Origin of the sequence: Microbulbifer sp. MI-G, assembly GCF_030440425.1 — a bacterium.
Taxonomy (GTDB): domain Bacteria; phylum Pseudomonadota; class Gammaproteobacteria; order Pseudomonadales; family Cellvibrionaceae; genus Microbulbifer; species Microbulbifer spongiae.
The window spans coordinates 3,606,069-3,621,862 of sequence record NZ_CP098023.1 but is presented as its reverse complement, the minus strand read 5'-3'; the positions used below and the strand labels follow the sequence as shown (position 1 = coordinate 3,621,862).

Here is a 15,794-nt window from a genome sequence, read left to right as displayed (position 1 = left end):
GCTACCCAACATATTCTGACAAAGTATTTTCAAGCCTGAATTCTCAAGGCAACGAAATAATGTCTAAGCATTTAATATTTATTCATGGTTTGGGGTTGGGTGTATGGGTGTTTCATCACTTCCTTCCCTGGTTTCAGCGTCTGGGGTTTATTACCCATACCGTTAACTTGCCTGGGCATCAGCCTTCAGCTACCGCACAACAGAGGCAACAGGTTAATCTGGAGCAATGCGTAAACTGTGTTCAGCAATATCTGACTCAGTATGTAAACGGTCCATATGTGATCATCGGCCTAAGCCTGGGTGGGGCTATTTGTCAGCAGTTATTAGTGCAAAATCGTCTGCCAGGAGCTGCTAAGGGGGTAGTATTGTTATCTTCAGTGCCACCAAAAAATAATCTCATTTTCACACTACGATTTTTCCAAAAGCTGGCTCATGAAAACGCAGACGGGTTGGTTGACTTTTTTAGGAATCGCATCAATCCAATCATGATGTTTTCTCCTGCAACTATGCGCAATATTTCAAAACAACAGCAAAACGATTATATGGGAAAGGTAATGCAGGGATTTAGTCGTTTGGAATTAGAAATATTTTTTCAAAACATTCTCGAGCAGCCATGTCGAGCTTACATTCCAATAAAAATTATTAATGGAAAGGAGGATCCTTTATTTCCTCCGGAAGTTGCGCAATTTACTGCAGCTTGTTACCAGCAGAAGGCTGAAATAGTGGTCGATAGTGGTCATCTCATTCCAATAGCCCATAACCATCAAATCGCCATGCAGACCATCCAGAGATTTATTCGGGAGGTTTTTTAATGTCATCAGTTATCCGTAAAAAAGTCGTTATAGTCGGTGCCGGTTTGTCCGGGATTTGTATGGGAATCGCATTAAAACAGCGAGGAATAGACTTTGTAATTTTAGAAAAAACCGACACTGTGGCGGGAACCTGGAGTCAAAATCGTTATCCCGGTTGTGGTTGTGACATTCCCATGTTTGCATACTGCTATTCCTTTGAACAGTTTGTTGGCCCTGCGTGGCCGAAACAGCCACTAATATTGGATTATTTTGAGCGCTGCGTGGATAAATATGGCCTTGGTGAGCATATAATATTTCATGCTCTGGTACAGCAGGCGGCATATAATGATGAGCGAAGCCAGTGGCAGGTAACTTGTAAGGATAAGCGGCAGTTCCAGGGGCAATACCTGGTTAATGGGACAGGCCAGCTCAATACACCGTTTATTCCCCAGTTTAAAGGTATGGAAAGTTTTTGTAACCCGCTGCACCATTCTGCTCAATATCCTCAGGAGTTAGATCTGTCAGGGTGCCAGGTCGGCGTCATTGGTAATGGGGCCAGTGCCCTGCAAGTTATTGAAGCCTTGCAGAGTCAAGTGGAGTCTTTGTGTGTGTTTGCCCGTAGCGCTAAATATATTTTTCCCAGGGTATCTTATTCCGATATTACTTTGAAAAAAATGGCTGCAGATCCACAATATTGGCAAGCCATGCGTCAGCAGTTTTTTGATAATCAGGATGGTTATCGGAAGCTGCTGGATAACTTCCCAGAATTTGACCCGTTTGATGCCAATTCCAGGGTTGCAGAACTTTATGCGCAGTCAGCATCAGTTAATTTCAGTGAATTTTTCTCGTTCTACCAATGGTTGGATCAAGCGGGTTTGCGTCCTGGTTATCCTACGGGATGTTCACGGCCACTGGCTTCCCACACCTATCATCAGGCATTGCGGCAACCCAATGTGCAGATAATCACAGACACTATTAGTCACTTCAATTCAACTGCAATCCACACTTACAAGTCCCAATATCCGCTAGATGCAGTAATTTTCGCGACCGGATTCCAGCTTAATAATTTGATTCCGCCATATCAAATTACTGACTCTTCTGGTAACAGCCTGGAACAGGCTTGGCAGCATCACCCAGTGACCTATTTGGGAATTTCCACTCCAGGATTTCCTAACCTGTTTTTTCTTTATGGACCAAATACAAATACTAATTCCAGCTCGGTCACCGAATTCGTTGAATGCCAGGTGGACTATATCTGCCGCTTGATTGAACTGCAGGCGCAGAGCGGATCGCCCGCAATTGAAGTAAGGCGTGAAGTTAGTGAAGAGTACTATCAATGGGTTCAGCACCGCTCGGCACAGGCCTCTGAAAATGCCGCCTGTTCTTCCTGGTATAAAAATGCTGACAACATCAATATCAGTACTTTTCCTGGAGGGTTACGTGAATACCAGGCAATGACTGCAGAAATCCAATTAGAAAAATATCGGTCGGATCCCGCTCCGGGAATTCAGCCAGATAAACTGAAGCTACAACAGTTGCAAGATATTGTGATAGCGGCATTTTCTGACACTACACTAGTGGACATTTCTGAGGTGTGTTTGGAACTGCCATTGCGAGAATATCCACTCGACTCGATTTTAATTGTCGAGTTTGTCAAGCGCTTAAATAGTCAACTGGGTGTTGAATTACAGCCTTCCACACTATTTGACTTTAGCAACTTGAAAGAACTATCGACCAGCCTTGGCGAACAGCTGAAGTTATCTGAATCAGTGACAGAGCATCTGCACTCAGTCACTGACAGTAGTAGGGATAGTTCGCCAATTCCAGCTATTCCTCAACGGTTGATCGAAAAATGGACCCGGCAGCAACCTGTACAAACTGTCAAAACGACACAGCAACCAGTCGCCATTATTGGTGCTCACGGGTATTTTCCGCAGGCAAGAGGGTTGGATGAACTGTGGCAAAAACTGGCACATGAGGTGGACTGTATTGAGCAGATTCCTGCGACACGATGGGACTGGCAAAGCTATTGGGGCGATCCAAAAAATGGCGACAAAACTCAGGTAAAGTGGGGTGGTTTTATCAATGGTATCGATCAATTTGATCCGTTGTTCTTTAAAATGAGCCCCAAAGAAGCTGAACTGATGGATCCACAGCACAGACTGTTCTTACAGTGTACGTGGGAGTTGTTGGAGTGTGCGGGTTACAACCCCAATAATCTCTCCGGGGAAAAGATCGGGGTGATTCTGGGCATTAATCTCAACGACTATGCTGAATTGGTAGCCAGTCGTTTACGACGTCATGATGTCTTGCAAATGAGCGGCCTGATGCATCTGTTTGCCGCGAATCGGTTGTCGTACTTATTTGGATTTACCGGGCCGAGTGAAGTGATAGATACCGCTTGCTCGTCATCACTGGTAGCAGTTCACCGGGCAGTGCAGTCGATCCGTCAGGACAACTGCGAAATGGTTGTAGCAGGCGGCGCTAATCTGATTATCACCCCCAAAATGCACCTGCTGTATTCCAAAGCTGGAATGCTGGCGCAGGATGGCCGCTGTAAAACTTTTTCCGCTGAGGCCAACGGCTATGTGCGGGGTGAGGGGATCGCCGCAGTGCTGTTAAAACCCCTGGCAAAAGCTGAGCGCGATGGCGATCATATTGCGGGAGTGATCATCGGTTCTTCGGAGAACCATGGCGGTAAAGCCAACTCACTCACTGCACCAAACCCTAATAGTCAGGCCAAACTGGTCGTCGATGCCTTTAATCAAGCCGGAATAGATCCTGCTACCATCAGCTATGTGGAATGTCATGGTACAGGCACGGCACTGGGCGATCCCATCGAAATTAATGGCTTGAAAAAGGCTTTTAAACAATTATATCGTGAACGTAATATCGTCATACAGCCGGGACAATGTGGTTTAGGTTCCATTAAAAGTAATATTGGTCATTTGGAGACGGCCGCTGGAGTTGCCGGGTTGTGTAAAGTGTTACTTGCCATGCAATATAGCACTTTGCCAGGAACCTTGCACTGTAAAACCCGTAATCCACAAATTGAGTTGCAGGACAGCCCCTTTTACATTGTTGATCACACTCAGAAGTGGCAATCACCAGTAGTGAATGGCCGTGAACGGCCGCGTCGCGCTTGTGTCAGTAGTTTTGGTGCTGGAGGAACCAATGCTCACCTGATTGTTGAACAGTACCTGAGTGAATCCCCTGCAGCGCCTCAAGAGGTTTGTGAGCTGCCTATCATGGTAGTTTTGTCTGCCGGTAGCGAGTTCCAGCTGCAACAGTATGCTGAAAAGCTACTGCATTTTGTGACCGCACAGCAGAAAATAGATTTGCACGCACTGGCTTATACTTTACTGACAGGCCGAGAAGCGATGAAACACAGACTGGCAGTGCTGGTCAGTTCTGTTATCGAATTGAAGACTGAACTAGTGGAATGGTTGAATAACAGGGCTTCAGAAAATTGTTTGACAGGCAATCGGGACAGTGATTATCAATCGGTAGAGATTTTCAATAGTGATCACGAACTGGCCACGACTACTAACAGATGGTTAAGGGATGGCAACTTTACCAAATTAGCCAAACTGTGGGTGAAAGGTTTGGATTTCGACTGGCAACTGCTGTTTCAGGGCAATAACCTGGGTAAAATCGTCTTACCTACCTATCCGTTTAATCTACAGTCTTACTGGTTGGGTGAACCTGGGGATTATGCGTTGGGCGATACAGTATCAGAGGGTCACTTTAGGTTGCATCCTATGTTGCACCGGAATACCTCAAATCTGCATCGCCAATGCTATCGTTCAGTATTTACCGGTAATGAAACATTCCTTAATGATCACCATCTGGCGACAGGTCCGGTATTGCCCGCTGTCGCCTACCTCGAAATGGCACGGGAGGCACTGGCATTAGCACTGGCGGAAACCCCTGGTATGCAGGCAGTACTGCAAGATGTGGTATGGCATCGTCCAATTATTGTTGGTCAGGATGAAACTGACATTGACGTTGAAGTGAGTGTGCAAGTCGATCCACAGGGAAAACTGAGTTTTTCCATCGCGCGAATCATTGGTCAACAGGACCAACTATGTTGCTCCGGTCACTATATACTACATGAGCCAGAGCAGCCTGAGACTCATGCCCTGCCTGACATCATCGGTCTAATGACCGTTGCAGAACTCAGTGCAAAGCTACTGTACACGAGCTTTGCTCAGGTAGGTTTGCAATATGGAATGTCTCACCGAACCCTGAAAAAAATACGATTGGGTCACGGTCAGGCACTTGCGGAAATCCTGTTGCCAAAATCCATGCAGGACAGCTTGGATCAGTACATGATCCAGCCCGGCATTGTTGATGCCGCTTTCCAGGCCACAAATGCACTGCTTTGGGATTTTTCTGATTTGCCTGCGCAACCTGCATTGCCCTTTGCCTTAACCGAGGCTATGGTGCTGCGCCCGTGTTGTCAGCGCATGTTTGCCTGGATACGTTCCGTAGATAATACTGGTGAGCACAGCGTAAATTGTTTTGATATAGATTTACTGGATGAATCTGGTGTGGTATGCATCCGTTTACGGGGATTAACAACCCGTACATTCAATTATCAGTCTACTGCTGATGACAGCCAGCAATTAGTTTTATTTCAACCGCAATGGGCAAAACTGCCTAAGCTCACTGTCAGTGAACCAACCTCTGAGATGCAATGTCAGTTGCTGCTAATGGCCGATGGAGCCATCGACACACAACAGCTTACCAGTCAGTTGTCGTCGCAGTACACAATTCAGACTGTGCAGTTAAGGAAAAATACCGTTAGTAACGCTGAACAGTATCAGCAACATGTTCTGATTGTAACGGAGTTGCTTAAGAGCCTATTATCGAACACCCACTCCGAAACTATGCTACAACTGGTCATTGTTGGCTCGCCTGTTGTGGGATTAGTGGAGGGAATTTCGGCGCTGCTAAAAACCATTAATCGGGAACAGCGCCGGTTACGTAGTCAATTACTGGAGTTGCCACAGCTTCCTACGGCCACAGAATTCTCCGATCTGCTGAGTGATGGCCTGCAATTAAATATTAATCATTTAAAGTGGCAACAGCAAAGATGGTATCAACCACTTTGGCAACAGACTCAACCGGCGGCGTGGCAACATAACCTGACGACTTCCTGGATGAAGGAGGCTGCCACTTATGTGGTCACGGGTGGACTGGGCAAAATTGGGCGTATTATTTGCAATCATCTATTGACTAAAGCCGACAGTGTGCAGTTGGTGTTAGTAGGCCGATCAGAGCTGAATTCAGCCTCGCTGGGCCAGCTACAGGAATTAGAGGCCAAACTGAAACACAGACAGAGTATCAACTATAGAGTGGTCGATCTGACCGATAGGGATGGGGTAACAGCACTGTTTGCAGAGCTGTCGGCCGTAAAAGGTATCTTCCACTGTGCTGGAACAACTGCTGATCGACCTTTTACTAGCAATAGCAGTAGTGATTTGATTGAGGTGATGCTGCCAAAGACCTTGGCAACAGAAAACCTGGATCTCGCCAGCGCCGAGCTGGATCTGGACTTTATTGCGTTATTTTCCTCGGTTACCGCTGCATTGGGTAATATCAACCAGTCTAACTATGCACTGGCCAATGGCTATTTGGATGGCTTTGCCGGGTATCGCAATCAGCTGTTCGCCAGCGGACAGCGTCGTGGTATTACCGTGAGCATTAATTGGTCGCTATGGCAACAAGGTGGTATTCAGGTTGAAGACAGCGGATTACAGTTTTTGCGCCAGCAATTTGGTATGTCACCAATGCCCAGTAAGGTAGCACTGGAGGTGCTGCACCTGGTATTAACAAATGGTATGTTCAGGTTAATGACGATCTATGGCAATGTGATGCAGATCGGTACACAGGTAGTAAAACAACAACAATTATCACCATTGTCCCAACCAGCTCGCTCCACAAAAACTGATTCAAAAACAGTAGTAGAGAAGCAGGTAATATCCGAAAAAAGTGCAGCGACTGAATTATTACGCCAGTTATTTGCTGCAGAATTAAAGTTGCCTGCCCAGCAAATCGACAGTGCTACAGCTCTGGAAAAATACGGTATCGATTCAATTTTGGCGATGACCCTGACTCAGAAACTGGAACAACAGTTTGGCACTTTACCGAAAACCCTGTTTTTTGAATACCACAGTTTAAATGAGCTGGCTGACTTTTTACAGCAATACCACGGCGAAAAAATCATTACCAGTAATCAGACAGTTAATCGACAGGCGAAACAGGCCAACGATACTGCTTTGGCAATGGTTCATGGGGTATCTGAGCGGCGCGGTTTCCGTTTAGCCACACCCCTTGTGACCAAACCAGCAGGTAACGCGAATCGTACTCCAGAGCCGGTGGCTATTGTTGGCCTGAGTGGTCGCTATCCAGGTTCAGATGATGTTATGGCCTATTGGAAACACCTTAGCGAAGGTAAAGATTGCATTGTTGAAGTGCCTCGGGACAGGTGGCGCTGGCAGGATTATTACAGCGAGGATCGTACCCAATCCGGCGCTCATTACAGTCGTTGGGGTGGCTTTATTTCTGGTGTCGATCAATTTGATCCAAGATTCTTTGGTATCTCGCCAAGGGAAGCAGAGATTCTCGATCCTCAAGAGCGATTATTTTTGCAAACTGCCTGGCATGCTTTGGAAGATGCAGGCTACACCCGGGATGCTGTGCAAATCCCCCATGCCGATGACTTGCCCGGCCAGGTGGGAGTATATGTCGGGATTATGTACAATGAATATCAACTGTTTGGTGCAGAAAACAGTTTGTCCAGACAGCGTATGGGGATCGCCAGCAGTGTGGCCAGTATTGCCAATCGGGTGTCTTACTTCCTAAATGTGCATGGTCCCAGTATGACCCTGGACACCATGTGTTCTGCATCACTTACCGCTATCCACCTGGCATTACAGGATCTACAGCAGCTACGTACCGATTTGGCTATTGCCGGTGGGGTGAATGTCACTATACACCCCAATAAATATCTGATGTTAAGCGCCGGACAATTTATCTCTAGCACCGGACAATGCCAAAGCTTTGGTGAAGGCGGTGATGGGTACATTCCCGGCGAGGGCGTTGGAGCGGTTATATTAAAACGCTTGTCAGAAGCCGAACAGCAGGGTAATCACATTTACGGAGTATTGCTAGGCAGCGCCCTTAATCACGGCGGTAAAACGAACGGTTTTACAGTACCTAATCCTAAGGCTCAGGGGCAGTTGATCAAACGGGCATTACGTAACGCGCAAATTACGCCTGCACAGATCAGCTATGTAGAAGCACATGGCACCGGTACAAAATTAGGAGACCCCATTGAAATAGCCGCTCTCAACCACGCATTTGCTGAAGGCATTGAGCAGCGTGGCCAAAACTACTGTCTAATCGGCTCGGCTAAATCTAATATCGGCCACTGTGAATCAGCTGCCGGAATTGCTGGATTAACCAAGGTACTGATGCAGCTCCAACATCAGCAGGTTGTACCGTCGTTGCACTCTCAAGTACTTAACCCTCATATTGATTTTGCCAGCAGTGCATTTGTTGTTAACCAGCAGTTAACGGACTGGCAGCGTCCTGTGATAGATGGCAAAGAGCAACCGCGCATAGCAACGATCTCCTCGTTTGGTGCAGGAGGCTCCAACGCCAATATGGTGATCCAGGAATATCAGCCTTCGGAAATACGCGAGAACCAAATAAACGCTCAACAGCAGCTTAGCGTTGAGCCGGTGATAGTGCCCCTATCAGCCAGAAACCCGATGCAGTTACAGCAAAAAGTAGTAGAGTTAATCGCTTTTATCGAGTCGCGACAGGAGACGCTCAATTTACACTCGTTAGCCTATACCCTGCAGACAGGGCGTGAAGTAATGACTGAACGGTTGGGTCTGATCGTTATATCAGTCACTCACCTGGTGCAACAATTACGAGAGTACCTCAAAGGAGCAAAGGACTTGACCGATGTGTACAGCGGTCAAGTGAAACAAAATGTACTATCGGCTATTAATCAAGATGAGGATATGCAACTTGCGGTTGAGCGCTGGATAGCAAGCCGTAAATTATCAAATTTATTGGATCTGTGGGTCAAAGGTTTGCAGATCGACTGGGATAAATTCTATCCAAAACATTCACCATTGCTGATAAGCCTACCTGGATACCCATTTGCTCAGGAACGTTATTGGGTGGCAAGGGTAGCGGATGATGCGAACTTATTATATACAGGCAGTATTGTTCACCCGCTATTACAGGCCAATGTGTCCGACCTGAAGCAGCTTTGTTTTAGCAGCTCCGGCGCTCTGTTATACCGTCATTTAACCGACTCAGCCACACTGCCTCAGGCCTGGAGCCTGAGCCTGGTGATGGCAGCAGTGCAGTGCAGTGGTCTGGTGCTGGAACAAGTTCCTCAACTACTACTGAGTGAAGTTGAATTTGGCGGGATTCCAGATTTACAACTGGGCAATATTCGTGTGGCGTTAATGATGGTAAGCAAGGATCAGGGTGTATTTGAGATATACAGCTCAGAGCCAGAAAACAACCGTGACTTAAGAAATAGCTCAACGTCAATAAACAAAGAGCGGATTTGGAGTCAGGGCAAACTACTACTTAACCACAGTGAACGACAGGGTACTTTACCACCGACGACACAGGAACAGTCATTGGTGCACAAGAAGGTGCACCTAAGAGAACGCGATAATGCGCTGTTGCTGGTGGACTGGCTTGGGCAGGTTGAAGCACTGCTTAATCAGTTCACTAACAGCGAGCTGATATTAGCGTCGATTGCCGAACTGACCTTTCAGCAGGAGCTACCTGTCAATGGTAGCATAATGCTGCAATACCCGTCAGAAACTAACCTGCTGTCAGGATACAACATCTACCTGCTTGATAGCCAGGAGCGTATATTTGCCGAGCTGCGGGGGGTAAAAACTACTGTAGTAACCCAAGTGCCAGTGGCTGATAAAGCGCTCCGGACTGAGAGAGAACCTGCGACAAATTTCGCACACCAGGCTACTGTACAGTCAGCGGACAACTCAATTGTAGTTGTTGATTTTTCCAACGCTGATCTATGCATACAGCTGGACAGTCATAGTGCTTTCGCCAGAAAAAATAATGTTGCGTCTCCGCTGAGTGCAGTCACTAATAGAGCCAAGCCTGTCAATATTCAGTTGCCGGCGCAACAACGCTTCGAGTCGCCTACGCCAATTTTATCCAAGCCTGCGGCAATTCAGTTGGCTGTTTTGAGTGAAGCCACAGTGGCTCAGGGACTGCCATTATTACAGGTGCTGGATCATGGTGCAGGAGTTTTCAGTATCAATTTACAGGCGGGCATCCTGCACGATGAATTACAGCAGGCGCTTAGTGACAGCTTTGCCTGGTTATCACGGCAGGATGTCACAGTACTCCTTATTGCTACTGACCCCGGTCTCGGGCTACAAGGAGATTTATCCCAGGCCAGAACTCTACTGCAAAATGATCTGCCAGCGACCATCGCCAAACAGCCCACCATTTTTATTAACCGTGCACAAAGCTTTGGTGCTGCCTGGTTGTTAGCAGCCAGTTGTGACTGGGTACTGTACGCTGACAATGGGCGGTTTTCTCTGTCTGATCTGCCACTTTTACCAGCAGTACGTCAGCTGCTGGCAATGGCTTCGCCGTGGCAAGAACTGAATGTTACAGGTGGTGAAATCTGTAATGCCCGAAAACTGGCTGATACTGGTTGGGGCCACTATGTGAGCAAACAGACTGAGCTATCCGATCAGGCGTTGAGTCTGGCGGTCAATCTCAGCGAAAAATCGCCCCAGGCGTTAGTCCTGTTACACAACACACTGGCAGGGCCTCGCCAGCAGATTTTGTCAGCGCTGGGAGAACAACTGAGCGTTTATTCAGTCAAAATGTCAAGCAACGCCACCAATGACAGGCAATGGCAACCAGAAGTGTCTGATCTTGTAGTTGAAACAGCTGGTCACGCCCTCAAGCTAAGGGTAACTACCAATGCCAGCGACGCTGAAAGTGTTATAAAAGCACTGCTAGATTTTCTGAACAAGCTCAAGCAAGATGATTATCACAGCCAATTGTTATTGTGTAGCGATGCACCTGGCTTTCTGCCTGCATTGACTACATTACAGGACCCACAATCGGCCGCTGAGCTGCTGCAAGAAATCCTTGCCTGTCGTCAACGAGTGATTTGTATGTTCTCGGGAAATATCGTTGGTTTTGCCTGGTTGATAGGCATGGCAGCCAACACTGTGATTTATCCTTCCGGTGCCAGCTTCAGACTGTCCGATCCCTGGACGACAGGCGTGGGTTTACTGTTAAGTGATGCCCTGTGTCGTCGACATCTGGGTGAACAGCATGGCAGAATGGTTTTATTCAGTGATGGCCAGTACAGTACCGAGCAGCTGCAACTTTGGCGGCCTGATCTGTTGGTATTGCCACTGCCTGCGGGACAGCAATTAGCTGATAAACTGCTGAGAACTGATTGTGGTTGCTATTGGGAGCTGACTGCCATTAACGTCAGCCTGTTAAGATCGCCAGCTGACCAATCACAGCGAGAACCGGCAGTTGCTAAGCCCGAGATAATTAATTTAGCCAGTACTGTGATTACTGCCGCGCTGGATGATCAGGGCGTAGCGGTAATTACTATGCAGGATGAGGCCAGCAAAAATTTGTTCACAGAACAGATAATCAGTGGCCTTAGCCAGGCCTTTACTTTGTTGGCAGAGCGAAAAAACTGTAAAGTTGTGGTGCTTACCGGCTATGATAATTACTTTTCCTCCGGTGGCTCCAAAGAAACCCTAAAGGCGATCCAACAGGGGCAGGCGAGATTTACTGATCGTAAAGTATTCGCTTTGCCAATGGAGTGTCCATTGCCTGTGGTGGCCGCTATGCAGGGGCATGCCATAGGCGCAGGCTGGATGCTGGGGATGTTTGCCGATCTATCAATATTCAGTAAACAAAGCCACTACATCAGCCCCTACATCAATTACGGATTTACCCCAGGCGCAGGTTCTACCAGACTGTTGCCAAGAAAGTTAGGCACTAGCATTGCAGGTCGCAACCTGATGGCAGGTGATGCCATTACTGGAGAAACTCTGGCTCAGGCCAGCCCGGCCCTGTTGGTGGCTTCAAGAGCAGAAACCCTTACACAAGCTTTGACGTTAGCCCAGGCACTGGCAAAACAGTTTTCAAAATCCCAGCTCAGAGCTTTAAAAAAACAATGGCAGCAGGAAGTTGCCGAAGAGTTGCAAGATGGCTTTGCCCAGGAATTGGCAATGCACCAGCAGACTTTCGTAGGTAATGAACAGATCCTGGGTCGAATTGAGCAACAATTTACTCAACAAGCCAATGTCAATCACCAGGTTATCAGTGAAGCTTTCTCGACTTCGAAAAAAAGCGAACAAAATGTAGCAGCAGATCAGCTGTCAATACAGCAGCGAGCACGCCAGCTATTAGCTACTGAGCTACATTTAGATCCTGATGAAATTGACGATCATAGCCAGTTTATTGATCTAGGCTTGGATTCAATTACTGCAGTAACCTGGATTAAAAATATTAATAAACAGTTTGATCTTGGGATAGAAGCGAGCCAGGTATATAACTATCCAAATCTGGCGGAGTTCTATAAATTACTGGCGCAATCAGTAGTTCAGCAGGCACCTGAACTATATACAGCTCCACCGGCAACGCCGGATAGCTTCGCGCCTGTTACTGAAACGCTGTCATCATTAGCCCCGCTAGTAGAAACCACCAACAACAACGAGCGGCAACAAAATCAACCTGCTCTGTCCGCTCTGCGACAGCTACTCGCCGAAGAATTACATCTGTCTGTAAGTGAGATTGAAGACGATGCTCAGTTTATAGATTTAGGAATGGATTCAATCACTGGAGTTACCTGGATGCGCAAAGTGAATGAGCATTTCTCCATCGAGATTGAAGCTACCAGGATATACAGCTACCCAACACTGGCGGATATGCATAAATATCTTGCCAGTGTCACTGAACTAAATGAGCCAGAGAAAGTTACTGCGTCTGATGGTAAAAATAAGCTGTCGGAGCAATCGGTAATACATGTTGCTGCAACAAGACCGAATAGAGCACTGCAATCAATTCGCAGCTTGGTACAAAAAAGCTCTGCGAGCAGTGTTGCGGAAACTGACGGGATCGCAATTATTGGCATGGCCGGACAGTTTGCTATGGCACAGGATATTGACAGTTTCTGGCAGAATATCCTCGATGCTAAAAACTGTATCAGTGAAGTACCAGAGCACAGATGGAACAGCGCTGTATTTTACCAGGACAAAGCGCAGCCTGATGTTGGTAAAACCAATAGCAAATGGATGGGTGTGTTAGATGATTACGATAAATTTGATCCTCTATTCTTTAATATCTCACCAGTTGAGGCTGAAAGTATGGATCCCCAGCAACGGTTATTTTTACAAACCAGCTGGCATAGTATTGAGCACGCCGGGTATAACCCGGAAAGCCTGGCAGACACCAAGGTCGGAATCTTTGTCGGTTGTGGCAGTGGGGATTATCAGCAGTTTTCTCTGCAACAGTTGACGGCTCAAGGTTTTACCGGAGGTGCCAATTCTATTTTGGCAGCACGTATTGCTTATTACCTCAACTTTAAAGGCCCTTGTCTTTCTATAGATACCGCCTGTTCATCGTCTTTAGTCGCTATAGCATCGGCTTGTGAAAGCCTAACAGCTAATAGTTGTGACATGGCATTGGCAGGCGGCGTTTATGTGATGTCTGGTCCGGCAATGCACATCAAAACGGCTCAGTCTGGAATGTTATCCAGGGACGGTCGTTGTTTTACCTTCGACCAACGAGCCAACGGTTTTGTTCCGGGTGAAGGGGTCGGAGTGGTGTTGTTAAAGCGCCTGCAACAGGCCCGTGCCGACAATGATCATATTTTTGCAAATATCATAGGCTGGGGGACTAATCAGGATGGTAAAACCAATGGCATTACTTCGCCAAGCGCCCAATCTCAGGCACAACTGGAGCAACAAATCTATCGCAAGTTTGCGATAGATCCTCGACACATTGGCTTGATAGAGGCACATGGTACGGGCACAAAGTTAGGTGATCCAATTGAGGTGGAAGGATTGAAAACCGCCTTTGCACAATTTACTGATGCTGAACATTTTTGTGCACTTGGCTCGGTAAAAAGTAACATTGGTCATTCTGTGGCAGCGGCAGGGGTTGCTGGTGTAATTAAGGTGGTGCAGGCCTTACAGCAGAAAATATTGCCACCTAGTATTAATTTTACGCAGATTAATGAGCATATTCACCTGAGCGGCAGCCCTTTTTATGTTAATACCCAGGCCAGGCCCTGGCCGTTAAACCCTGCTAACAGCAGAATGGCGGCTGTCAGCTCATTTGGTTTCAGCGGCAGCAATGCGCATCTGGTGCTTGAACAAGGTGGGCAGGTGACAGAATCTATTGATCAGGCAAACAAAGTTCTAGGATTATTGGCACAGAAATTTATTGTGCCACTGTCAGCTAAAACTGAAATTCAATTACAGCAAAGCGCCAGCCAACTGGATGCTTTCATTGAAGCCAATCCCGAACTGCTGTTGGCAGAGTTGGCGGCGGGTCTGCAGATAGGGCGTGCGCCAATGATCTATCGGCTAGCAATTGTTTGCAGTTCAAAACAACAGTTACAAAAAAGTTTATCCACTTATCTTGCCGGAGCAGACCCTAATACAATGTGTGTCGGCTCTGTATATCAAGCTTGTGCCGATAAAAAGTTATACACTAAGGCATTTTCTGATCAGAACCAGACACCGCAGCAGAACTTCATGCATTGGTTGCAACAAGGGGCTGCGAATAAGATAGCCGAGGCCTGGTGTCAGGGAATGCCAATTGACTGGAAAGCACTTTATCCGCTGGCTATGCCGAACAGAGTCACTTTGCCACTATATCCTTTTGCCAAAGAAAGCTATTGGCAACATGATAATGATGCACTATTGAGGCTCAATAAAGCATCCTCTATCCCGGTGCAGTTGCACCCATTGTTACACCGAAATGAGTCTGATCTGCAACGGCAGTGCTATACAACTACCCTGATGGGTACTGAGTGGTTCCTGACCGACCACAAAGTGCAGGGCCAGTCGTTATTACCTGGGGTTGCTTATCTGGAAATGGCGCTGAACGCCGCCAAACATGCACTAGGTGAACTGGCTGATGAACAGTTGTTACAACTGAATCAGAGTACTTGGATCAGGTCGTTAGTAGTAACCAGCAGTACAGAGATCATTACAGAAATTACTCCTGTGGCTGATAGCCCAAGCGGCAATCTGCAGCTGGAAGTACATATCAAATCAACTACAGATGTCGGATTACAGCTTCTATTTCAAAGCAATGTTGTGGTTATCCCAGTTTATACTCCGGCTGATCAGAATGTGGCTGAGTTAACTGCAAAAAACACCGGTAACGAAATAAGCGGAACAATGGCATATCAGTTGCTGCAGGAAATGGGTTTGCAATATGGCACTAGCCATCAGGGCATTGTCAGACTAAGCGGTGATCAGAAGCAAATCCTCGCTGAGTTGGCATTACCTTCCGTGGTTACCGATACAATCAATGATTACCTGTTACACCCCTCAATAATGGACAGTGCCTTACAATCAAGCTTTGCTCTAATTTACGGCATCGACACCCCCAACACCCCGTCATTGCCCTTTTCTATTGACAGCCTGATTGTACATCGCAGCACAGAGCAGCAGATGCTTGCGCTGATTACTCGCGAAGGACCGCAGGACAATTCAGGCATGGTAACAATGAATATCGACCTGCTTGATGTAGAGGGTCGGGTTTGCGTTGAGTGTCGTGGATTTGTTACTCGTAATACTGCTGCTCATAACAGTGCTCAGCACAATCAATTTGATCTGGATTTTTACCAACAGGTTGTTGCAAAAATTTCCAACAACCAGCTTAGCATTGCTGAGGCAGTGGATATGGAAATTATATAATTATAAATAA

2 protein-coding genes are annotated in these 15,794 nt (G+C 46.9%); both read left to right on the top strand.

The genetic code is table 11. The features are described 5' to 3' along the window. Positions 1-59: 59 nt before the first annotated feature. Positions 60-812: an alpha/beta fold hydrolase gene (locus M8T91_RS14990; RefSeq protein ID WP_301414970.1), complete on the top strand. Its 753-nt coding sequence runs from the start codon at positions 60-62 to the stop codon at positions 810-812. Beyond that, entirely contained in the window at positions 812-15,784 is a 14,973-nt protein-coding gene (locus M8T91_RS14985) for a beta-ketoacyl synthase N-terminal-like domain-containing protein (protein WP_301414969.1), read from the top strand. Before M8T91_RS14990 ends, M8T91_RS14985 begins: the two co-directional genes overlap by 1 nt. Positions 15,785-15,794: the final 10 nt, after the last annotated feature.

What these genes read in the sequence shown, in the direction of transcription:
- M8T91_RS14990 (WP_301414970.1), top strand. Translation starts at nt 60, where the DNA reads ATGTCTAAGCATTTAATATTTATTCATGGTTTGGGGTTGGGTGTATGG.
- M8T91_RS14985 (WP_301414969.1), top strand. Translation starts at nt 812, where the DNA reads ATGTCATCAGTTATCCGTAAAAAAGTCGTTATAGTCGGTGCCGGTTTG.